This window comes from Leifsonella bigeumensis (genome assembly GCF_039537265.1).
Classification (GTDB): Bacteria; Actinomycetota; Actinomycetes; order Actinomycetales; family Microbacteriaceae; genus Terrimesophilobacter; species Terrimesophilobacter bigeumensis.
Genome location: NZ_BAABAE010000003.1, coordinates 638,014 through 660,112, shown reverse-complemented (window position 1 = coordinate 660,112; position 22,099 = coordinate 638,014). Strand labels below are relative to the sequence as shown.

The 22,099-nt window shown below is 67.9% G+C and carries 20 protein-coding genes and 1 tRNA gene; 8 read left to right on the top strand and 13 right to left on the bottom strand.

The window, feature by feature from the left end; genetic code table 11:
• Nucleotides 1-32: 32 nt before the first annotated feature.
• Both ABD678_RS08265 and ABD678_RS08260 read right to left on the bottom strand, forming a co-directional pair.
• Complete coding sequence (locus tag ABD678_RS08265) at nucleotides 33-1,181, bottom strand: TIR domain-containing protein (protein WP_344755581.1); 1,149 nt, start codon at nucleotides 1,179-1,181, stop codon at nucleotides 33-35.
• A gap of 298 nt (nucleotides 1,182-1,479) precedes the next feature.
• Entirely contained in the window at nucleotides 1,480-1,971 is a 492-nt protein-coding gene (locus ABD678_RS08260; RefSeq protein ID WP_344757126.1) for a tyrosine-type recombinase/integrase, read from the bottom strand.
• 613 nt (nucleotides 1,972-2,584) lie between these two features.
• Here ABD678_RS08260 and ABD678_RS08255 point away from each other — a divergent pair.
• The 3 genes from ABD678_RS08255 (at nucleotide 2,585) to ABD678_RS08245 (ending at nucleotide 4,343) form a co-directional block, all read left to right on the top strand.
• A tRNA-Gly gene (locus ABD678_RS08255) sits at nucleotides 2,585-2,662 on the top strand.
• 75 nt (nucleotides 2,663-2,737) lie between these two features.
• On the top strand, nucleotides 2,738-3,784 hold the full coding sequence (locus tag ABD678_RS08250) for a DMT family transporter (protein WP_344755579.1): 1,047 nt from the start codon (nucleotides 2,738-2,740) through the stop codon (nucleotides 3,782-3,784).
• A 73-nt stretch (nucleotides 3,785-3,857) separates the two neighbouring features.
• On the top strand, nucleotides 3,858-4,343 hold the full coding sequence (locus tag ABD678_RS08245; protein ID WP_344755577.1) for a hypothetical protein: 486 nt from the start codon (nucleotides 3,858-3,860) through the stop codon (nucleotides 4,341-4,343).
• A gap of 19 nt (nucleotides 4,344-4,362) precedes the next feature.
• On the opposite strand, the gene ABD678_RS08240 is transcribed toward ABD678_RS08245, so the two are convergent.
• The 3 genes from ABD678_RS08240 to ABD678_RS08230 all read right to left on the bottom strand — a co-directional run bounded on the left by ABD678_RS08240 (nucleotide 4,363) and on the right by ABD678_RS08230 (nucleotide 6,276).
• A complete protein-coding gene (locus ABD678_RS08240; protein ID WP_344755575.1) occupies nucleotides 4,363-4,713 on the bottom strand; it encodes an ArsR/SmtB family transcription factor in 351 nt (116 codons plus the stop codon).
• 273 nt (nucleotides 4,714-4,986) lie between these two features.
• Entirely contained in the window at nucleotides 4,987-5,355 is a 369-nt protein-coding gene (locus tag ABD678_RS08235) for an A1S_2505 family phage non-structural protein (protein ID WP_344755573.1), read from the bottom strand.
• Nucleotides 5,356-5,373: 18 nt separating this feature from the next.
• Complete coding sequence (locus ABD678_RS08230) at nucleotides 5,374-6,276, bottom strand: NAD(P)H-binding protein (protein ID WP_344755571.1); 903 nt, start codon at nucleotides 6,274-6,276, stop codon at nucleotides 5,374-5,376.
• 100 nt (nucleotides 6,277-6,376) lie between these two features.
• Between ABD678_RS08230 and ABD678_RS08225 the strand changes: the two genes are divergently transcribed.
• Both ABD678_RS08225 and ABD678_RS08220 read left to right on the top strand, forming a co-directional pair.
• Nucleotides 6,377-10,159, top strand: coding sequence for an SCO7613 C-terminal domain-containing membrane protein (locus ABD678_RS08225; protein ID WP_344755569.1), 3,783 nt, complete (start codon nucleotides 6,377-6,379; stop codon nucleotides 10,157-10,159).
• A gap of 134 nt (nucleotides 10,160-10,293) precedes the next feature.
• The gene (locus ABD678_RS08220) at nucleotides 10,294-10,473 is read left to right on the top strand and encodes a DUF2510 domain-containing protein (RefSeq protein ID WP_344755567.1); all 180 of its coding nucleotides are present in this window, start codon (nucleotides 10,294-10,296) and stop codon (nucleotides 10,471-10,473) included.
• Nucleotides 10,474-10,516: 43 nt separating this feature from the next.
• Here ABD678_RS08220 and ABD678_RS08215 read toward each other — a convergent pair whose 3' ends face one another.
• The 7 genes from ABD678_RS08215 to ABD678_RS08185 form a co-directional block, all read right to left on the bottom strand.
• Nucleotides 10,517-11,164 carry a response regulator transcription factor gene (locus ABD678_RS08215; RefSeq protein ID WP_344755565.1) on the bottom strand — a complete coding sequence of 216 codons (648 nt, stop codon included), beginning with the start codon at nucleotides 11,162-11,164 and terminating at the stop codon, nucleotides 10,517-10,519.
• A 131-nt stretch (nucleotides 11,165-11,295) separates the two neighbouring features.
• Nucleotides 11,296-12,621, bottom strand: coding sequence for a sensor histidine kinase (locus tag ABD678_RS08210; RefSeq protein WP_344755563.1), 1,326 nt, complete (start codon nucleotides 12,619-12,621; stop codon nucleotides 11,296-11,298).
• 120 nt (nucleotides 12,622-12,741) lie between these two features.
• A complete protein-coding gene (locus ABD678_RS08205; protein ID WP_344755561.1) occupies nucleotides 12,742-14,205 on the bottom strand; it encodes an amidohydrolase in 1,464 nt (487 codons plus the stop codon).
• The gene (locus tag ABD678_RS08200) at nucleotides 14,202-14,825 is read right to left on the bottom strand and encodes an FMN-binding negative transcriptional regulator (protein ID WP_344755559.1); all 624 of its coding nucleotides are present in this window, start codon (nucleotides 14,823-14,825) and stop codon (nucleotides 14,202-14,204) included. The genes ABD678_RS08205 and ABD678_RS08200 overlap by 4 nt, the downstream gene beginning before the upstream one ends.
• A gap of 41 nt (nucleotides 14,826-14,866) precedes the next feature.
• Complete coding sequence (locus ABD678_RS08195; RefSeq protein ID WP_344755557.1) at nucleotides 14,867-15,877, bottom strand: Fpg/Nei family DNA glycosylase; 1,011 nt, start codon at nucleotides 15,875-15,877, stop codon at nucleotides 14,867-14,869.
• A gap of 1 nt (nucleotide 15,878) precedes the next feature.
• On the bottom strand, nucleotides 15,879-16,364 hold the full coding sequence (locus ABD678_RS08190) for a ribose-5-phosphate isomerase (RefSeq protein WP_344755555.1): 486 nt from the start codon (nucleotides 16,362-16,364) through the stop codon (nucleotides 15,879-15,881).
• Nucleotides 16,365-16,405: 41 nt separating this feature from the next.
• The gene (locus tag ABD678_RS08185) at nucleotides 16,406-16,987 is read right to left on the bottom strand and encodes a hypothetical protein (RefSeq protein WP_344755553.1); all 582 of its coding nucleotides are present in this window, start codon (nucleotides 16,985-16,987) and stop codon (nucleotides 16,406-16,408) included.
• 118 nt (nucleotides 16,988-17,105) lie between these two features.
• On the opposite strand from ABD678_RS08185, the gene ABD678_RS08180 reads away from it, so the two are divergent.
• Entirely contained in the window at nucleotides 17,106-17,882 is a 777-nt protein-coding gene (locus tag ABD678_RS08180) for a hypothetical protein (protein WP_344755551.1), read from the top strand.
• On the opposite strand, the gene ABD678_RS08175 is transcribed toward ABD678_RS08180, so the two are convergent.
• Complete coding sequence (locus ABD678_RS08175) at nucleotides 17,763-18,398, bottom strand: mycothiol-dependent nitroreductase Rv2466c family protein (RefSeq protein ID WP_344755549.1); 636 nt, start codon at nucleotides 18,396-18,398, stop codon at nucleotides 17,763-17,765. The genes ABD678_RS08180 and ABD678_RS08175 overlap by 120 nt on opposite strands.
• Before the next feature lie 124 nt (nucleotides 18,399-18,522).
• Between ABD678_RS08175 and pepN the strand changes: the two genes are divergently transcribed.
• Both pepN and ABD678_RS08165 read left to right on the top strand, forming a co-directional pair.
• A complete protein-coding gene (pepN, locus tag ABD678_RS08170; protein WP_344755548.1) occupies nucleotides 18,523-21,081 on the top strand; it encodes an aminopeptidase N in 2,559 nt (852 codons plus the stop codon).
• A gap of 4 nt (nucleotides 21,082-21,085) precedes the next feature.
• Nucleotides 21,086-22,039: a mechanosensitive ion channel family protein gene (locus tag ABD678_RS08165; protein ID WP_344755547.1), complete on the top strand. Its 954-nt coding sequence runs from the start codon at nucleotides 21,086-21,088 to the stop codon at nucleotides 22,037-22,039.
• Nucleotides 22,040-22,099 lie beyond the last annotated feature (60 nt).

Genomic DNA, 22,099 nt, shown 5'->3' with positions numbered 1-22,099 from the left:
ATCACCTCCTTTCCTCTGCGTGGGCGGACTGGTCACTCCTCGGTGGAGGCCAGTTTGAAATCGTTGAACGCCTTGAGCAGTTTCATCGTCGCCTCGTAGTCGAGTTTGTCGCCGTCGTAGCGCACCTCGTAGAGCCCCTGCAGGTTGGAAGGCAACGTGACGCCCTTCTCCACCAGAAGGATGAAGTTGCGCTTGTACAGGGCCATGGCCCCGCCGATTTCGATCAGAACGTTCTCGTTCAGAACCTTGACTTCTTTACCGTCGGGGTCCGACAGGCGACTCTCCGAACCGACGTGCACGATGCCCGCGCCACAGGAGCGCATGTCGTCCATCACCTTGTCGGGCACCGGTTTCGACACCGACTCCTTCTCGATCGAGACGATGGGCTCAAAACCTCCGAACGTCAACAACTCCTTGATCTGGTTGACGATGTCTGAGTTCTTGCCGTGGCTCACGAACACGCGCTTGTTGGTCGCGAGGCTGTTAGCCTGCACGACAACCGTGGCAGCAGGAACGATCGGCATCGGGGGGGGCGTGAGCCCGCTAGGTACCGCGTCGCTCGAACCCGAGTCAGCGCCCGAAATCGCGATGTCTTGGAGGTCAGCGATGGCCGCGAGGGACGTGCCGCCCCTGGTGCCGTCGAGATTCACGTACTCCTGGCCGTTGATCTCCTGGATAAATCCGGCGACGCGAGCGTTCTCCAAGATCATGTCGAGCGCTCGCTCGGTGACGTCGCCCGGCACCTCCATGTCTTCCAGCACGTTCAGAGCGATCGCACGAGAAGGCACTTTGCTGCTGTCGTACTTCTCGAGGAACTGACGCACGACGCGCGGCTGAAGCACGGCCTCGCGAAGCGCCGCTCGGTCGTCACCTTCAGACGTCGGCGCTACGGCTCTGCGACCTAGTCCGGTCAGGCCGATCGTCTCACCTTGCGCGGCCCCGTCCGTGAGCCCGTAAGCAACGGCAGCACCGGTGATCATGCGGAACGTGCCCCCGGTCGGAGACATGTTGAGTGCAGCGGCGACCATGAGGGGCCGCGTTGCCTGCTTTCCGTACTCGTCACGCAGTGCGTTCGGGACGCGCAACGCCTCGGTGATCGAGTAACTAGGGACGTCCGCCTGGCTCAGCCGCGCCTTACGACGCGCGCCCAACGGCTCTTCTTCATCTGTGCTGGTAGCCATGTGGCCTCCTTCGGATTGGTACACCCTTCCATTCTATCACGCCAGTCGATTCTGACGTAGGAGAAGCGTGGTAGAAGCGCAATGTTCCATAGCCCTAGAACCCTATATAACCGGGACAGTCGAGATAACTGCTGCTTTTACCACGCTTGAAGCAAAGCAAACATGCTTGTGTTGGACTCGTTTTGAGACTGGAATCAAGGCATTTTAGGCCCCCGCGCTACCTGTTTGCGCTTACTAGTGGTGCAGCTGTCCAGTCGGACACGTTTCAATCACTGCCGAAGCACGCCGCATCAGGTCGTTAGGCCTCGGTGACGAAGGCCTCGAACCGCGCGATCTGCGCGTCGTAGTCGACTGGGTACAGGTGGACGTAGAGGCCATCAGTGGTGGCGCCGAAGGCGTGACACATCCACCGGCTCACCTCGTAGGTCTTGAAGCCCGCCGCGAGCATGAGGCTCGCGAACGTGTGCCGCAGATCGTGCAGTCGCATATGGTCGGCGACGCCGAGGCGTCGTGCTGCGGGGACGAGATAGTAGCCCCGCTGTCGATCGGTCGTGTGTAGTCCGGTCGCCGTGACCCGTTTGACCCGGCCGGCCAGAACAGGGCGTCCGGGTCGCCTGAGCGCGGGTGCGCCAGAACGTACTTTCGCAACTCTGCAATGGGCGAGCGCGACAGCAGCGGCACCTCTCCCGCGCGGACCGTGCCGACCGTCCACTGCCCGTTGACGCGGCGGATGGTCTGGCGAACTTTGACGTGTCCGAGGTCGAGTCGCACGTGCCGAAAGCGGAGGCATTGGAGTTCGGCTGCGCGGAGTCCGGCCTGAGCGGCGAAACACACCAGCAGTCCAGGGGTAGGAGGCGTCGAGTTCGGTCGCGATCTGCTCCACCCGCGCGGCAGTGTTGATGATCTCAACCAATTCGACATCGGCTGTCGCGTAACTTTCAAGCGGCCCGCCTCCAGCGCCGGTCGCCCGCTCATCGTCGGGAAGTTGGTGAGGTTCCGTACGGCTCGATATGTCCGAGGCAGCATGCCGCGTGAGGGCTAAATCGTGTCCGTCGCTTACGCTAGCCGCTGGGGTGGCACGTCCAACCGCGACGAGTTCGGCCCGCTGCCCGTAACCTTCCCCATCACCATTGGGCCGCTCCGGCGCGACAAGGAAATCGACTGGTCTGAGTTCGACCCCGAACTTGAGATGTCGCCTGCGATTCGGATTCGCGGTCGCGTGACTCCGCAGGAAACTGAGCATGCGGGTTCCCCAATCCCCGCGAAAACCCCGCGCCCGCGCTGCGCAGACGTCGCCCGAGGCGAGCCGAGGCGGCCCAAGGCCCGCGGCTACCGCCTCACAACTCCCCCGAGATTCCGAGCCAGATCGGGCTTAGGAGGGCTACGACGGGCGACGGTGGGCCGGGTGGGTCGGGTGGGTCGGACCGTCAGGAGGGTCTGCCAAACTGATTACGCGAGTTCGATTCTCGTCATCCCCTCCACGCTCAGAGTTGCTCGTCGACCAAGGGCTCCCCCGATGCCCTGATACTGGATGGGTAACGAGAAGGAGTTTCCGCATGCGAAGTCTGCGCAACGTCGGCGTTCAGGCCGCGCTCGCCTCCGCGATCCTGTTCGGGGCCGGCACCCCCTTCGCCAAACTGCTCCTCGGCGATGTCAGCCCGTGGATGCTCGCCGGGCTGCTCTACACCGGCTCCGGGCTCGGACTCGCCGTGTGGCGGCTCGTGCGACGCGCACCCCGGGTGAGGATCGCCCGCACCGAACTGCCGCCCCTCATCGGAGCGGTGTTCTTCGGCGGGCTCGTCGCACCCGTGCTGCTCATGGTCGGCCTCGCGAACATGCCGGCATCCGGTGCCTCGCTGCTGCTCAACGCCGAAGCAGTGTTCACCGCGACACTCGCCTGGTTCGTGTTCCGGGAGAACTTCGACCGCCGCATCGCCCTCGGTATGGTCGCGATCGTCGCCGGTGCGGTCGTGTTGAGCGTGCCATCCGGGGCGAACCTCGGCTCGCCCTGGCCCGCACTCGCCATCCTCGGCGCCTGCCTGTGCTGGGGCCTCGACAACAACCTCACCCGCAAGGTCGCCCTGAACGACGCCACCTGGCTCGCCGCCGTGAAGGGCGGCGTGGCCGGCCCCGTCAACCTCGCCCTCGCCTTCGCGATCGGCGCCACCCTGCCGAACGCCTGGGCGATCGCCGGATCGATGCTCGTCGGCCTGTTCGCCTACGGTGTCTCGCTCGCCCTGTTCATCGTGGGGATGCGGCACATCGGCACCGCGCGCACCGGCGCCTACTTCTCGGTCGCCCCGTTCTTCGGCGCCCTCATCGCCGTGGCGATGGGCGAGCCGGTCACCTGGCCGCTCGCTGTCGCCGCCATCCTCATGGCCATCGGCGTCTGGCTGCACCTCAGCGAGCGCCACGAACACCAGCACACCCACGAGCCGATGGTGCACGACCACTGGCACACGCACGACGAACATCACCAGCACGACCATGCCGACGGCGAGGTTCCGGCCGTCGGAGCGTGGCACCGTCACGAACACGCTCACGAGGCGCTCACGCACACGCACGAGCACTACCCGGACGCGCATCACCGGCACGGCCACTGAGGTGCTCTCAACCGGCATCCGGGTCTTTCAGACAACAGGTGACGGGAGGTCACCCGCCGAGTAATCTGGGCCGATGTACACCACCCTGATCTTCTTCCATCTGCTCGGCTCCTTCGCCTTCGTGCTCGGCCACGGAGCCTCGATCGCCGTCTCGTTCCGGCTCCGCAAGGAGACCTCGCGCGAGCGCATCGCCGCCCTGCTGGACGTCTCCTCGTGGGGCATCACCTTCATGTACATCGGCCTGCTCGTGCTCATCGTCGCGGGCGTCATCCTCGGCTTCACGACCAACTCGTGGGGCACCTGGTGGCTCTGGGTCTCGATCGTGCTGCTCGTGCTCGTCATGGGCGCGATGTACGGGATCGCGAGTCCGTACTACAAGGGCATCCGCGCGCTCACCGGCGCGAAGATCCCCAAGTCCGCCCAGGCGAAGGCCGAAGCCACCGCGACGGAGGGGCTGCTCGAAACGCTCCCGACATCCTGGCGGCCGACCGCCCTCGCTCTCGTCGGCGGCGTCGGACTCGCCGTGATCATCTGGCTCATGGTGGCGCGACCCGCCTGATCTGTGACAGTCCCGCAGCTCACACTGTGGCGAGCAGCCCCGCCACCGAGTCGAGCGAACCGGGCACGATCGCGAAGTAAGCCCACGTGCCGCGCTTCGAGCGCGTGAGGTAGCCGGCATCCACCAGCACCTTGAGATGGTGGGACACCGTCGGCTGCGACAGGCCGAGCGGTTCGGTGAGGTCGCAGACGCATGCCTCGGCATCCTCGTGCGCGGCCACCATCGACAGGATGCGCAGACGGGCCGGATCGGCGAGCGCCTTGAGCGAGACCGCCAGGCTCTCCGCGTTCAACACCGACACCGGCTCGCGCGTGATCGGGGCACAGCACGCCTGCAGGTCGCGGATCGGAAGCAGCTCGGTCATCGTCATGAACGAATTCTCGCACATATATTGACAATCGTCGATGTACTGACGGAGACTTCTTTCATCGACGATGATCGATGGAGGAGGTGCACCATGGACGAGGACTGCTGCGACCCGCTGACCTGTCCGCCCGAGCTCTGCGGCACTGGCTGCTGCTGAGCCCTGGCCGGTCGCCGCGGCACTCGTCGCGGCGACCGCATCCGTCTCATCATCGAAATGGGATGAGGGCGACGAGCCCCACCGCGTTCTTCGTGTGCGTCCATGACGCCGGCAGCTCGGTCAGTCGAGGGCCGGTGGGGCGAGCAGCGACGCGAATTCGGCCGGAAGAACGACGTTCGTCGGACTGCCCGCGAACAACGGCGCGATCTCAGCGGGCACGTAGCCGGCAATGCCGCATCCGACCTTGGTGACCAGAAATCGGAGCTCCGGATGTTCCCCCGCGAAGGCGAGGAACGTCGCGACCTCCGCTCGGATCTTCTCGAACCCGCTCATGGTGTCGATCCCGTAGGACTGCCCTTGAAGGCCGCTGCCCTGGCCCCACACCGCGCCGAATCGCTCCAGCGCGGTGCGCGCCGCCCCCGCGCCGTGCTGCCCGGACGCGTTCGAGCCGAACACGAAGATCTCGTCCGGAGCCAGGTCGGTGATCATCGGGACAGGGTAACCCGGCTACCTCGGCGTCGCCGAGCGGATGAACCGCAGATCGCTCCAGCCGAAACCGCCCGGTTCCGGCAGTGCGCGCCGGATCTCGTCGTCGGTGAACATCGTCTGCGGGGTGAGGTCGTCGGGCACAGCGGATGCCGGCGGCGTGGCATCCACGACGCCCTCGGCCAGCATCCGTAGCGGGGCCTTCGCCACGAGCGGCACCTTCATCGTCCACTCGAAGAACTGCGCCGCCGCATACAGCGCCCAGACCGGCGCCGCCGTCACCCATACCTTTTTGCCTACCACGCGGCCAACCCGACGGAACGCCTCGCTCAGCAGGAGTTCCTCGGCACCGGTGACGGCAACGGTCTCCCCCGACATGCGCCCGTTCACCGCCGCGACGGCGATGTCCACGAGGTCGCCTACCGGGATCGGCCTGACCGGCCTCTCGCGAAATCCCACCGCGGGAAACACGCGGAACGAGTACGCAGTGCGGCTCAACCGGTCGACGAACTGGTCGCCTCGCCCGTAGATCATGCCTGCCTTGAGGATGGTGTAGTCGAGCCCAGATGCCCGGACCAGCTCTTCGGCCGCCCACTTCGACTCGAGGTAGCCCGAGTCGCTGTCCGGTCGTGCGCGCAGGAAGCTGAGCAAGACGATCTTGCGCACGCCCGCCCGCTTCGCAGCCTCGATCACGTTCGCGGTGCCGTCGATGTGCACGCGCTGGAAGGTCTGCTTGCCGAGCTCGCGATCGATGCCGGCGAGATGCGCAACGACCTCACAGCCTTCGAAGGCTGCGGCAAGCGCCTCAACGTCGTCGACGCCGACGCCCGTCCGGCGAGAGACGGCCACGACATCCGCGGGGTCGAATCGCTCGGTGAGGTGCCTTCCGACGAAACCGGTGCCTCCCGTGATCGCGATCCTCATCGATGCCCCATGCCGCCAGTTTAGGAGCGAGGCGAGCCGAGAGGACGATGACGTCCTCCGCTACTCTGAATCGACACCGACCCCGGGGGGGAGCCCAACCATGGCCGATGACGGTATCGACTACAGCGCATACGCCGGGCGGATCGTCTTCCCGCGCAACCCGCAGGACCTCCTCAGCACGAACCTGTGCCCCGCCTGCTTCGCCGCACTCGGCAGCACCGTGTGCTCGGTGTGCGGACTCGAGGTCGGGCATCCGGATGCCGCAAAGCTGTTCGAGGCCTCGGTCGCGGCGGCGGGCAAGCTCGACGAACGCGTGGCCATCATCGGGAAGATGCGGTACGAGGCGGGGCGGGCGGTCGCTGCGCCGGTTGCGGCATCTACGGCGGCTCCGGTTGCGGCTCCGGTTGCGGCTCCGGCGGTCACGGCTCCGGCAGTTTCGATACACGAGCCCGCCGACGCGGACGGGCTACTCGATCAGCAGAGAGAGGTAGCAGCGGCACCACGGCGCTCGAGCGTGCAGGTCACGCTGCTCATCGTCGGCGTCTCGCTGCTGTCGGTCGCGGCGATCTTCTTCCTCGTCTATGCCTTCATCAACTTCGGCATCGTCTGGCGCAGCGTCATCATCGGTGCGATCACCGTCGCCGCGTTCGTCGCCGCGTCGCTCCTGCGCCGCCGCAATCTCACTGCCACCGCCGAGGGCATCGCCGCCTTCGCCGTCGTGCTCGTCTACCTCGACGCCTGGGCTCTGCGCGCCAACAACCTGTTCGACGCCGAGCGCGCTGACACAGCGGTGTACTGGGGCATCGTCCTCATCGCCGCGGCCGCCGGATTCATCCTCTGGCACCGCGTCTCAGCCCTGCGTATCCCCAATATCGCCGGGTTCGCGACCTTCGCCCCCGGGGTCGGCGTTCTCACGGCGGGCCTCACCCAGCACCTCAGTGCTGCAACGAGCGGACTGCTCGTCTTCTCCTCGATCGCCGTCGCCGGGCTCGTGCACCGCTGGGCCGCCCGGCCGAGCGACCCCGCCACCGTGGAACGCGTGATCGTGCTCGTCACCACCGCGATCGCCCTGCTCGCGAGCCTCAGTCTGTGCCTCAGCGCCTACCCGGGCTTCGATTGGGCGCCCACCATCGCGGCTCTCGTCGTCGCAGCCATCGGGGCCGGCCACGTCTGGGCCCTGCTCGCCCGCCCGACCACGACATCCGTCGACCGGATCTTCGCGAGGCTGTTCTCCGGATTCGCAGGCGTGGTCATCGCGACCGCCGTCGCCTTCTCCGCCTCGCGCATCGACGACGACCAGTTCCGGCTCGTCTGGCCGCTTCTTGCCGCTACAGCAGTCGCTCTAGCCCTCGAAGCGATCTCCGCGCGGATACCCGCAGATGCGCCGCGCACCTCGGGCGCCATCGCCGCATGGTGCGCAGCCGCAGTCGCCGCGCTCATCCTCACCGTCCCGCTCTTCCACGCCGCCGCGTCGACCCTGTTCGCCGCGGCCCGCACCTCGGTCCCGCCGTGGTCGATCGAACCGACGGATGCCGTGGCCCGCTTCTCCCCCGACACCGGCTGGGCGGTGCTCGCGCTCGCCGCCCTGACCGCCCTCGCTGCGATCGTCTGGGCTCTCACCCGCAGGCTGCACTCCCCCGCGCGATCCACCGCGGTGCTGTGGGCCGCCGCCATCACTGCTCTCGTGGCTGTTCCGGAGCTCCGCACGCACTGGGCCGTCATGGTTGGTTGGCTGTTCATCGCCGTGGCCTGCCTCCTGGCCCTGCTCCTCACCCGCGGCCACGCCGCCGTGCGGCCGCGCCATCGCGTCATCCTCGTCACCACCATGATCGTCGCCGGGGTGCTCGGCTACCTCGTGGGCCTCGCCACCACGACGACCTGGTGGATGGGCACCCTCGTCATCGTCGGCATGCTCATCGCCGCTCGCTCCCTGGTGAAGCAGCCGGGCGCCAGGGCCGCGCTCCTCGGCAGCGGGATCGCCCTCGCCCTGCTCTCGGTCGGTTCGGTGGCCGATCAGCTCACGCTCGAGACCGACTTCGGGCTGGAGTGGGCGCTAGCCAACCGCTTCGTCCTGACCTCGATCGCCGCCATCGTCGTCCTGCTCGGTGCCGCCATCCCGGATGGCGCGGTGAGCGCGCTCGACCGGCGGGTGGAGTTCTGGGTCGCTGGTGCAGCATCCGCCGTCTCACTACCGCTCGCGACCATTCTTGTCACGAGGATGCCGGCATCCGGTCGCGCCGCCCTCCTCCTTCCCGAGTACTGGACGAGCCTCGCCACCGCGCTCCTGCTTCTCCTGGCGCTCGCCCTGTGGCTCGGGCTGCGTCGAAACCAGGCCCTGCGCTCCGAACGCATCGCAGCCTCGATCGCCGCAGCACCCGCGCTCTATCTCGCGGTCAGCTCCTTCGCGCGCCTGCTCGACCTGCCGGAGTTCGTGGCATCCGTCGTGCCGATCACGGCCGCGCTGCTGGCCGCGGCAGGCGCCCTCACCGTCACGACCCTGCGCCCGACCACCGCGCCGCGCTGGACCCGGGAGCTCGGCGTCGCCCTCGTCGGTATCCCCGCCGTCCTCACGGCGGTGCGGGCGGATGCCGGACTCGCCTGGCTGGTCCTGCTCCTCGCCGCCGTCGCAGTGCTCCTGCTCGCGATCGACGGGGACGGTCTCTTCACTTCACGGTCGGTGCGGCACCACCTCGGCTGGCTGGCGCTCGCCCTCGCGACGGCTGGACTGTGGTGGCGCCTGAACGGTGACCGGGTCACCGACCTCGAGTACTACGTGGTGCCGCTCAGCCTCGCCCTCATCGCCATCGCCGCGCTCATCGCCCGCGCTGCCCGGCGCGAACAACCGGCGCGCGACGCTAAAGCCGCTCCGCTCATCACCCTCGGCGGACTGCTCGTGAGTCTCCTGCCGCTCGGCGTCAACGCGGCGACCGGTACCGCGACCTATGCCATCTGGCTGTTCGCCATCTCCGCGGTTCTGCTCATCGCCGGCAGCGCCGTCATCGGCAGCGCCTGGTGGCGGTGGACCGCGGATGCGTGCGCGCTCGCCGGCGCGATCGGCGTCATCGTGGTCGCGGTCGGCCGTGCCCTCTTCCTGCCGGTCGCCGAGCTCGAACGGGACACCTGGCTCGTGGCCGTCTTCCTCGTGCTCATGGTCGCCGCATTCCTGCAGGCGCGTACCCGACCGGACGGGAACGGGCGGCTTCGCGCGACCGGGAGCCAGTCCCTCGGCCTCGTGGCGATGACCGCCGTGCTCGCCCTCGAGACCCCGGCGTTTCGGGAGGGACAGGCCGGCGACATCCGGCTCATCGCGCTCGTGCTGCTCTTCTCGGCGCTGCACGTCGTGGCCTTCCTCGTCTCCCGGCCGCCGCTGACCAGGCTCGTGGCTGTCGTCGCGATCGTCTTCGCAGCGATCGCCGGCCTGGCGGGCGCATGGATGGATGTCCTCCACCCGGTCGAGGTCGCGAGCATCCCGATCGCCGTCGCGCTGCTGGTCACCGGCTTCACGGAGCTCGGCGCCGTGCCGACCGCGCGAAGCTGGCGTTGGCTCGCACCCGGAACCGCCGTTCTGCTCCTCCCCTCGCTCTTCGCCACGATCGATGATCGACCGCTCTGGCGCCTCGTCGGGCTGGGCGTGGTGGGAATCGCGGTGATCGTCATCGCGGTCGTCCGGCGCCTGCAGGCGCCGTTCGTCATCGGTGTCGTGGTCGTGCTCATCCACGGAATCGCGACGTTCCTGCCTCAGCTTCGTGCCGCCTACGAATTCCTGCCGTGGTGGCTGTGGCTGGGTGCCGGCGGAGTGCTGTTAATTGTGCTCGCGGCCCGCTATGAGCAACGAATCCGCAACCTCAAGAGTGTTGCGATGAAATTCGCCGCTTTGAGGTGATGCTGCCCCCACAAGGGGGGCCTGCGGAACTGCCGTGACGCTTCTACCATGGGTACACCGACTTACCCCCCGGCTTTCGGTAAGCCACTCGCCGCACCCGAAGCGCCCAGCGGCAGGCACCCCCAGGAATCATCATGTCCTCAACCCCTCACCCGACCCTTCCGCCTTTCGGTTGGTACCCGGATCCCACCGGCCTTCCGATGCTCCGTTGGTGGACCGGAACAGCCTGGACCGACCAGCTGGAGGCTCCCCGTCCGGAGATCCAGCCGGCGATCGGCTACGCGACCGAGTACCTCGGTCGACTCGCGTCATAAGTCGATCGAGATTCCGCTCGCGCGTTCTGATCTGATGTAGCGCTCAGCGCTGCAACCAGGCCAGGACCGCGAGCACGCGACGGTGATCGCTGCCCGAGTCGTCGAGGCCCAGCTTCTGGAAGATCGCAGTCACGTTCTTCTCGACCGCGCCCGTCCCGATGAACAGCGCTTCGGCGATGGCGGCGTTCGTCCTGCCCTCTGCCATGAGTGTCAGCACCTCGCCCTCGCGCGGGGTGAGCGACTCGAGCGGGTCGTGGCGCCGGCCGAGGAGCTGCGAGACGACCTCCGGATCGAGCACGGTGCCTCCGGATGCGATCCGTTCGATCGCATCCTGCAACTCGGCAAGTGAGGCGACCCGGTCCTTGAGCAGGTAGCCGACACCCCCGCTGCCGTCGGAGAGCAACTCGCGCGCGTAAGCCACCTCGACGTACTGCGAGAGCAGCAGGATGCCGACCCCGGGCTGCACCTGCCTGGCCCGGATGGCGGCACGTACGCCCTCGTCACGAAAGGTGGGCGGCATCCGTACGTCGAGCACCACCAGGTCCGGATTCACTTCCGGCAGTGCCGCGAGCATGCTGTCGCCGTCGCCGTAGGATCCGACGACCTCGACCCCTGCCTCGACGAGCACGCGGACGAGCCCCTCGCGCAGCAGCACGGAATCGTCGGCCACGACCACGCGCAGGGCTGTCATGCCCTCAAGATTACGGCCGCGAGAACCGTCACCGCCTCCCGCGCCTCGGATTCTGGCCTCCCCGCGACCGAAACCGACTCGCCGCCCCGGATGTCTCCAGGACGGCGAGTCGGTTTTCGGCGCGGCGACGACTAATAGGTGACGGGAAGGTGACCGGTCGCGACGGTCGGACCGCCCGTCGGGCTGTCGAGTTCGAGGGTGCCGCCCAACCCGCGCAGCCGTTCCTCCAGGCCGGCAAGCCCGTGGCCGTCGACGGATGTCGCACCGCCGTGGCCGTCGTCCGTCACCGCGACATCCAGCCACCACTCGTCCTGCTCGGGGAGCCTGCGCAGTGCCACGACGACCTGAACCGTGCCTGCGCCGGAGTGCTTGACCGCGTTCGCGACGAGCTCGCTCGCCACGAAGTAGGCGTTACGTTCGATCTCCTGCGGAAGGTCGACTGCCGGGTCGAGCGCACTCGACACCCTCACCGGGATGGTGCTGCGCGAAGCGAGCGACTCCAGGGCAGCGACGAGCCCCCGATCCAGGAGGATCGGCGGGGCGAATCCGCGGGACAGTGCGCGCAGCTCGTCGAGCGCCTCCTGCGAGCGCACCCTGGCCTCCTCGATGAGGGCGCGCGCGGCATCCGGATCGGTGGCGAGCTTGCGCTCGGCGGCCGCGAGATCCATCTGAAGTCGAACGAGGCGTTGCTGCGGTCCGTCGTGGATGTCCCGCTCGAGTCGGCGCAGCGAGTGGCCTTCTGCGGCCGCGGCGGCGCCGCGGGAGGCGCTGAGCTCGCCGACCCGCTCTGCGAGCTCTTCGGACCGCCACGCACCGAGCATCGCCCTGGCGATGACGTGGTGCAGCCGGGCGAGGCCGCGCGTCACATACGGGAGGGTCACGAGGAAGACGATGCCGAACAGGAGATTCATGATCGATTCGGCGGCTCGACCATCGACCGTCACGGTGCCGGCGGTGAAGAACGAGACGATCACCTCGGAGAGGTAGAAGTCGTCCTGTGGCACGAAGGCGCTCCAGAACCAATAGGTGAGTCCGCCGAGCGAGCCCGCGACCCAGGTGAGCACGACGCTCCAGGTGACGATGCCGACCACGAAGTTCACGACAGTGCCGTGGATGAAGTACACCCACGCGTGCGGGTCGGCGAGCGGGGTCAGGAACCTGGACCAGAAACCGGGCCCCGGCTGCTGCCAACGCGGGCGAGCAATGGCCGGCATGCCGGCCCAGTCGAGGCGGGTCAGTTCGAGCTCGCCGAAGTAGCGGGCGACCCACATGGTGACCGTGAGTACGAAGATGCCCACGACGATGGCGATGAGGGATGTCGCAGTCGAGAAGAGCGTTGAAAGCACGATGAACGCCATGGCCACGACCACGATGGTCGGGGCGTGGAAGCAGAGCTCCCGCGGAACCGTGCGCCACCGTCGACCGTAGGTCTCTGGTGGTCTCGAGGTGGTGATCACAGGCTCCAGCGTGGCAGAAGTCGGGTTTTGGGTCGTATTCGTCATGAACCCAGCCTCGCGTCGGCGGCCACTCGGCGACATGCTGCGCACTCCCGGGTTCGATCGGGGGATAACCCCCGACTACAGGGTCGAGTGGGTGGTGCGACCAGCGAGAAGGGTCAGGGCGACGGGCATTCCCGCGAGATTGCCGGGCTCGTACGGGTCGCGATCGACGGCGATGAGGTCGGCGACCTCGCCCACGGCGACGACAGAGTGGGCGGATGCCGCAATCCCCTCCTCGACGGTGATCGCCTGTTCCGGATGCCACGGCTCACGGCCGTCCCTCGACCGGGTGACCGCGGCGCTGAGCGTCGTCCACGGATCGAGTGGTGCGACGGGCGCGTCGGACCCGAGGAGCAGTTCGGCCCCTGCGTCGAGGAGGGACCGGAGGGCGAACGAACGACCGGTGCGTCCCGCCCAGTAGTGGTCGGCGACGTCACGGTCGTCCATGGCATGCTCGGGCTGCACGCTCGCGGCGACCCCGAGTGCGGCGAACCGAGGGAAGTCCTCGGTGCGCACGAGTTGGGCATGCTCCATGCGGGTTCCCGCGGGAAGAGGCGAGCCGTCGAGCATGGTGAACGCCTCGAGCACGAGCCGCACGGCTTCGTCGCCGATGGCGTGCACGGCGGGGGCGATGCCGCCCCCGACGGCGGCGCGAAGAAGGGGCAGCAGCTCGTCGGTCGTCACGGTGAGCATGCCCCGCTCGGTGGTGCCGGGGTAGGGGTCGACGCAGTAGGCGGTGCGGGTGTTGAGGGATCCGTCGGTGAGGATCTTGAACGGCCCGACCGTGAGCAGCCCCTCTCCATCGAGCACGTCGCCCGTGCGGTGGCCCGCCGCGAGCGCCGCCTCGAGGTAGGGCGTGTAGATGCCGGCCTGGATGCGCAGACCATCGAATCCGTCGGAGTAGCGGCGGCGCCACGTATCGATGTTGGCGACCATCTCCAGTTCGACCACGCCGACGACGCCTCGGCCGGCAGCGAGAGCGGCAGCATCCTGAAGCCAGCCGTCGAGCGTCGACTCCGGCACGTTCTGAAGTGCGGCGGTGACGGCGAAGGCGTCGTCCTCGACGAGCACACCCGTGCGGTGCCCCGCGAACCCGTACGCGGCGAGCGCGGCCGAATTGAGCCAGGTGGTGTGCAGGTCACCGCTCACGAGCACTGTCGGGGTATCACCGGTGGCGGCATCGAGGAGCTCGACCGTGGGCGCGTCGGGCCAGAGACCGTCGCGAAACGCCGCGCCGATGAGAGGCAGGCCCCGCTCGGGCGGGCTCACCGCGAGGGAAGCTCCCATGGTCCGGGCTGTCTCGGCCGCGGAGGCAGCGCCGGAGAGGTCCACTCGCCGCAGCGTGAGGGAGTGCTGGGTGAGATGGGTGTGGTGGTCCCACAGGCCGGGCAGCAGCCAGCGGCCATCGACGTCGATGGTGTCGCCCGTGGCGTCGGCGGTGCCGGCCGCGTCACCGGTGGGGCGGATGTCGGTGATGCGGCCGTTCTCGAAGCGCACATCGACGAGACTGTCGCGGAGTCGCGCGCCCCGCAGCAGTGTCACGCGGATTCTTTCGGCGTGTGCACGCGCCGCATCTCGTCGGCGAGGGCCGGTTGCCGGTAGTTGTCGCCGTGATCGAGCTCATCGATGATGCGGCCGGCGACCTGCGGGCGATTCTGGCTGAGCTTGAGGCGGGCTTCGAAACGGGTGACGCGAATCCGGAACCCGGCGGTCATGGCCATCTCCGCCCGCGCATACTCCTCCTGGTGCTCCAGGAGCACGGGGTGCGGCATCCGGTCTTCGAAATGGTGGGTGAGCCGATCGAGCACGGCCCAGTTCTCCTCGTCGGTGAGAATCTCGGGCACACCGTAGAGGTGGGCTGTCACGTGGTTCCAGGTGGGCACGTTGATCTTGTCGTACCAGCCGGGCGAGATGTAGCCGTTGGGGCCCTGGATGATGACGAGCGCTTCGTGCTGGCCGAGCTCGAGTTTGTCGTCGTCGGGTTTGCCGACGTGGCTGACAATGCTGATCCCGTCGGCATCCTCCTCCTCCAACAGCATCGGGTAATGGCTCGCGACGAGACCCTTCGCGGTGTTGGTGACAATGGTGCCCCAGGGGTTGTCACGGATGAGGCGCTTGACCTCGTTCTCGTCGAGGCTCACGTAGCGGCCGGTGTCCATCATGGCCACCATCTTGGCACGCTGGGGCCGGTCGGTTCAGCGCGTCACGCCTGGCAGACCGGGCACCAGTACAGTTTTCGGGCGGCCGCCAGCTCGAGCACGATGTGAGTCCCGCAGGTGCGGCAGGGAAGCCCGGCGCGGCGGTACACCCAGTGCCGGTCGTCGCGGCTCGCGAGTGCTCGGGCGTAGCCTTCCGCGTCGAGGTCGTCCATGGTGAGCATCTGCCCGGTCCGCACGCCGACGTTCAGGAGGTGCTCCCAGTCGCGCCACAGCGTCCGCGCGACATCCTCGGGCAGGACGTTGCCAGGTGTGTGGGGGTTGAGTCTGGCGCGGTAGAGCAGTTCGGCTCGGTACACGTTGCCGATGCCGGCGACGACGGACTGGTCCATGAGCAGGAGCCCGATAGGGGTGCGCCGCTTGCGCACGGCTTCCACGAAGCGATCCTCGGATGCCTGCCCCGGGTCGACGATGGGGTCGGGCCCCAGCGTCGCGATCACGGCGGCGACCTCCTCCGGCGTGAGGACTTCGCACGCGGTGGGACCCCGGAGGTCGGCGACGGCGGTGTCGGTGAGGAGGCGCACCCGCACCTGCCCGACGGGCGGCGAAGGGAACTCCGAGAGTTCGGTCTCCTTCTCGGACTCGGCCATACGGAGCCGGGTGCGGCGTGGGGCGCCGATGGACGCGAGGGAGTCCTCGTTCTCGCCCTGGGTGCCGGCACCGCTCTGCGTTCCGTCTCCGACGCCTTTCATGCCCGTCTGCCCGATCCTGCCGCCGGCCGCGAGCGCGGAGGCGTCGACGCTGACGTCCCCGGCGAAGTCCCAGGCGCCGTAGATGCCGAGGTGTACGCGCAGCCACCGGCGCGGAGCATCCTCTGCCTCGGCGAACTCGAGGAACAGCTGCTTGCCGACCGCCTGGGCGTCGGTCATCGTCAACCCGTCGAGCCGGGCCGCACCGGCGGCGAACCTGCCCTGAGGGGATGTGACGGCGACGCGTTCGCCGACGAAGTGTGCCTCGAACTGGTTGGCGATGCGGTGAACGGAGTGGCCCTCTGGCATGTCAGTCGACCTGCTTGCCGGCGATCGCCCCGGTGTCCTCGTACTCGGTGAGCTGGGCGATACGGCGGGCGTGGCGCTCCTCGCCGGAGAACGGCGTGGCGATGAAGAGGTCGATGAACTCGATCGCCTCCTCGACGGTGTGCTGGCGCGCGCCGATCGAGATGACGTTCGCGTCGTTGTGCTCGCGGGCGAGCTGCGCGGTCGACCTGCTCCAGACGAGTGCCGCACGCACCCCGCGCACCTTGTTCGCCGCCATCTGCTCGCCGTTGCCGGAGCCCCCGAAGACCACGCCGAGCGCCTCGACGCCTGCCTGCTGGTCGACGATGACGCCGATCGCCGCGTTGATGCAGAACGAGGGGTAGTCGTCGAGGGCGTCGTACTCGGCGGGGCCGTGATCGATGACCTCGTGACCTGCCGCCCGAAGGTGCTCCTGCAGGTCGCGGCTGAATTCGAGGCCCGCGTGGTCGGTCGCGATGTGGATGCGCATGGCTCCAGTGTAGGTAGGGCGGCGGCCCGGCTCGAGACGGCCTACGGAACGAAGTAGCCGACCCTGGCCAGCAGTCTGGTCTCGCTGTCGGCATCCGGCGCCACCGCGATCTCCGGCGGGAAGACGCCCATTTCCCGGAGGGCGTCGACCTGGGGTCCGACGTGCTCCCACAATCCCTCGACGAGCTCCGGCGGCAGCGAGTATCCGATGCCGAGGAGCTTCGCAATCAGCCAGGCCTGGAAGGCCCGGTAGATGCTGATGTGCACGAGATACTCCCGCACCGGGAAGTCCCCGTAGCTCAAATGGGCCACGGCGTCCAGGTCGAGGTGGGCGTCGACTGCTGCGGTCGCTCCGTCGTGAGCGCGGTCGTAGCTCGCGATCGGGTCATCCCCGAGCAGGTCACCGGAGTACCGATCGCCGACCTCCTCGATCGTGCGGCCCGCCAGCATGTCGGGCACCCAGAGCTCGTCGAGCGTGTGCGATGCGAGGATGTCGCGCAGTGTCGGGTTCTGTTTCCTCGACCACTCGGCGGGGGCGGCGAGCCCGAGCTGCTCAGGTGCGATCCGGTCGATGACGGAGCGCAACGCGGCATCCGACTGGAGGAAGAGTTCCTTTTCGTCCATTCCGGCAACGTAACGCTCACGGCTGACAGTGCTCCGTCAATGGAGCGCGACGCTGGCGGTAACGCGCAACGAGGAGGACACTGGAAGCAGGGTTCCTCGTTCGGTTGGGAGGCCAGCGATGACATCGTCCACGGATCTCGGTCCTACGCTCGTCCCGATCCTGTCCCCCGGGCGCCACCGATCCCCGCGCTCGGGCGCCTGTTTCATGGAGTTCGCCTCCTGGCTCGCCGGCGAGCGATGGAGCGACCATCCCGCCTGCACGCACCCCGCACTCGCCTTCCTCGCCCGGATGGTCAACGACTGCACCTCAGACCGTGCACGCTCCCGGCTCGCCGAACTCATCCCCTCGGTGATCGGACTGAACGGCGACGACCGTCGCATCGAGATCCTCCTGGCGCTGCGGGTCGCCACGAGCGCCCTGCCCATCGCGAGCGAGGAGCGCCAGCGCGCACTGGCAGTCGGCATCCTCTCCTGCCGGATGCGTCTGGCCCTGCTCGGGCATCCGGACGACGGCGAACTCTCCGCGCGCATCGACGACGCCTTCTCGAAGGCGCCGCTCGCGGCACGCTGGGCGGAGGACTTCGTCGCGCAGAATGCGACCGCCGCCCGCGAGCGCGCGGTATCCCGGATGGCCGAGTCGGTCATCCGCACTGGAGTGCTCGGCATCGCCCAGGCCTGCTCCCCCGGAGCGGATACCCTGCTGCGCAAGGTGCTGCGCCGCGCGATCTCCGACTGCCGCGCCGTGCTCGACGAGACCCCAGTGCTCGACGAGGCGTCAGTCGAAGATCGGCTCGCGGGTCCTGGAGCGCTTGAGTTCGAAGAAGCCGTCGTAGCGCGCCGCCGCGACGACGCCGTCCCACAGGGCGAGGGCCTGCTCGCCCTTCGGCGCGGGTGAGATCACCGGCCCGAAGAACGCGACGCCGTCGACCGCGATGACGGGGGTGCCGACATCCTGTCCGACGCGGTTGATCCCGTCGAAGTGGCTCGCCCGCAGCTGCTCGTCGTACTCGTCGCTGTCGGCGTAGCGCAGGTACTCGGCGGGAAGGCCCAGCTCGGCGAGCGCCGCAGGGATGACCTCGTCGGGGTTCTTCGACCCGCCCGGATGGATGCGGATGCCGAGCGCGTCGTAGAGCGGTTTGACGGCATCCTGGCCCTCGAGCTCGCGCACGGCCGCGACGAGACGCGTGTAGCGCAGCGCGCGGGGGAAGAACGCGCGGTAGCTCTCGGAGACGTCCTTGTCCTCGTTGAGCACGGCGAGGCTCATGATGTGCCAGGTCACATCGAGATCCCGGTGCTTCGCGACCTCATCCACCCAGCGGCTCGTCATCCACGCCCAGGGGCACGAAGGGTCGAACCAGAAGTCGACGTGGGTGGTGGCGGCAGGGGAAGGAGCTGAGGGATTCGTTGACATAACAACTAACCTACGCCGGGCCCGGACCCCGCGCTGACGGCGTCCAGTGGCGAATACTAGGCTGGGAGATCGATGCCGGGCCGATCCGCCTGCGCGCAACGACGATCCCCACGAAGGAGCCCCCGTGCCAGGAGACAATCTCACCCGCGTCGAAGCCCAGGAGCGCAAGGCGCTCGTCAGCGTTGACAGCTACGACGTCACGCTCGACCTCACGACCGGAGCCGAGGTGTTCCGCAGCACGACGACCGTCCGGTTCTCCGCGACGGCCGGCGCATCCACCTTCATCGACGCGTTCACCCGCACGGTTCATTCGATCGAGCTCAACGGTGCCGCCGTCGACACGTCCGCTGCCGACGGCATGCGCATCCGGCTGGACGGCCTCGCCGCCGACAACGTGCTCACGGTCGTCGCGGATGCCGAATACACGAACTCCGGCGAGGGCCTGCACCGCTTCGTCGACCCGGTCGACGGCGAGGTGTACCTCTACTCGCAGTTCGAGGTGCCGGACTCCCGCCGCGTGTTCGCGGTCTTCGAGCAGCCCGACCTCAAGGCGACGTTCCGCTTCACCGTGACCGCGCCCGACGCCTGGGAGGTCGTGAGCAACCAGCCGGTGGAGTCGCGCACCGCCGCCCCTTCGACGGGCTCAGGGCGAGAAGGGAGCGCAACCTGGGTGTTCAAGACCACCCCGCGCATCTCCTCCTACATCACCGCGATCGTCGCCGGTCCCTACGCGAAGGTCGAGAGCGAGCTCACGAGCCGTGACGGACGCACGATCCCGCTCGGGATCTATTCGCGCAAGTCGCTCAGCCAGTACCTCGACGCCGACTACATCTTCGACATCACGCGCAAGGGCTTCGCGTACTACGAGGAGAAGTTCGACTACGCCTACCCCTTCGAGAAGTACGACCAGCTCTTTGTCCCCGAATTCAACGCGGGCGCCATGGAGAACGCGGGCGCGATCACCTTCACGGAGACCTACGTCTTCCGCTCGAAGGTGACGGACGCGATCAAGGAGCGTCGCGTCGTCACGATCCTGCACGAGCTCGCCCACATGTGGTTCGGCGACCTCGTGACCATGAAGTGGTGGAACGACCTGTGGCTCAACGAGTCCTTCGCCGAGTGGGCCTCCACGATCTCCACGGCGAACGCGACGGAGTGGACCGAGGCCTGGACCACCTTCCAGGCGATGGAGAAGAGCTGGGCGTACCGCCAGGACCAGCTGCCGTCGACGCATCCGGTCGTCGCCACGATCAACGACCTCGAGGATGTCCAGGTCAACTTCGACGGGATCACCTACGCCAAGGGCGGTTCGGTGCTCAAGCAGCTCGTCGCCTGGGTCGGCGAGGACGAGTTCTTCGCCGGCGTCGCCGCGTACTTCAAGAAGCATGAGTGGGGCAACACGGAGCTCAAGGACCTGCTCGCCGAGCTGGAGATCACGAGCGGGCGCAAGCTCACCGAGTGGTCGAAGCTGTGGCTGGAGACGGCCGGCGTGAACACGCTGCGCCCCTCCTTCGAGAAGGACGACAGCGGGAACTTCACGGGCTTCGCCGTGCTGCAGAGCGCCGCCCCGGACTACCCCACGATTCGCCCGCACCGTCTCGCGATCGGCCTCTACGACCTGCAGGGCGGCAAGCTCGTCCGCTCGCACCGGGTCGAGTTGGATGTCGACGGCGAGCGCACCGAGGTGCCGGATCTCGTCGGGATGGCGAAGCCGGATCTCGTGCTCATCAACGACGACGACCTCGCCTACGCGAAGATCCGCCTCGACGCAGACTCGCTCGCCGTCGCGATCGAGCACCTGAAGGACATCGAGAACCCGCTCGCGCGCGCCCTCGTCTGGGGCTCGGTGTGGGACTCGACGCGCGACGCCGAGACCCCCGCGAGCGACTACGTGAAGCTCGTCCTCGGCAACATCGCGACCGAGACCGAGAGCACCACCATTCGCACTACTCTCAGCCAGTTGCTGCTCGTCGCGCGGCAGTACGTCGCGCCGGTCGACCGCGCCAAGACGATCGAGAAGGTCGGCTCCGACCTGTGGACGCTCGCCCAGCTCGCCGCACCCGCCTCCGACGCACAATTCCAGTTCGTGAAGTTCTTTGCCCAGGTCGCTTCCACGGGCGACCACGTGAGCGCCCTGCGCGGACTGCTCGACGGCACGGTCGTACTCGAAGGCCTGACGATCGACACCGACCTCGGATGGGAGCTGCTCGAGGGCCTCGTGCTCAACGGGGCCGCAACCCCCGCCGACATCGATGCGGCGCTCGCGAAGGACAACACGGCCAACGGACAGCAGGCTGCCGCTCGCGCGCGGGCGACGTTCGCGACCTCCGAAGCGAAGCTCGCTGCCTTCGCCTCGCTCGTCGACTCGGATGAGCTGCCCAACGCGATCGTGCGCAACACGGCGCTCGGCTACCAGCACGTCAATGACCCGTCGTCGCTCGACGCAGTCGTGGCGAAGTACTTCGCGTCGCTGGGTGACCTGTGGACAAGTCGCAGCTACCACATCGCCGAGACGCTCATCGTCGGGTTGTATCCAGCACCGCTGGCGTCACAGGCCCTCATCGACGCGACCAAGGCCTGGCTCGATGCGAACCCGGACATCCCGGCGCTGCGCCGGCTCGTGACCGAGAACCTCGCCGGCGTGGAGCGCGCGCTCGCGGCGCAGGCGGCCGACGTGAGGTAGCCGCATGGACTGGCAGGTTCTCTGGACGACGCTCGGCGGCTTCATCGTCGAGTGGCGCGTGCCGATCACCATTGTCGGCATCGTCGTCGGCGCGTTCCTGCTGCGCTGGTTGCTGCTCGTCATCCTTCGCCGCTCGATCGAACGTGTCATCACCGGCGTCAAGAAGACCCACAACGTCGAGGAGACGCAGGAGCTGGCATCCGCTCCCCTGTATGCCGCACGCATCGTGCAGCGCACCCGCACACTCGGCACGGTCATCAACAGCGTGCTCACCGTCGTCGTCATGGGTGCCGCGCTCGTGCTCATCCTCGACGTGCTCGGGGTTCCGGTGCTCGGCATCCTCGGTGCGGCCGGCGTCGTGGCCGCCGGGCTCGCCTTCGGCGCGCAGAACCTCGTCAAGGACATCCTGAACGGCATGTTCATGGTCTTCGAAGACCAGTTCGGCATCGGGGATGTCGTCGACCTCGGCGTCGCCTCGGGGACGGTCGAGTCGGTCGGCGTGCGGATCACGAGCATCCGGGACGTCAACGGCACGCTCTGGCATGTGCGCAACGGGGAGATCCTGCGCGTCGGCAACAAGTCGCAGGGCTGGGCGCGGGTCATCATCGACCTGCCCGTGCCGTACCACGCCGACCTCGAGGAGGTGAAGGAGACGATCCTCACGACCGCGAAGGGGCTCGCCACCGACCCCCAGTGGCGTCGGAAGGTGCTCGAGACACCCGAGATCTGGGGCGTCGAATCGGTCACCGCGGAGGCCCTCGTCGTGCGGCTCGTCGTCAAGACGCGCTCCCCCGACCAGTGGGATATCGCGCGCGAACTGCGGATGCGGATCAAGCTCGCCCTCGACGGCCTCGGTGTCAACGTGCCCTCCCTCAACCGGATGATCCTCGACGACCGGCGGCCGGCGGTCGGCCCTGCGAAGCAGGAGACGAAGGCCGATGAAGAGGGTACGGCGTGAGCGAGGAGCCGTTGGCTGAGGGATCGCGCAGCGATCGACTCGAAGCCGACCAGCCGACTA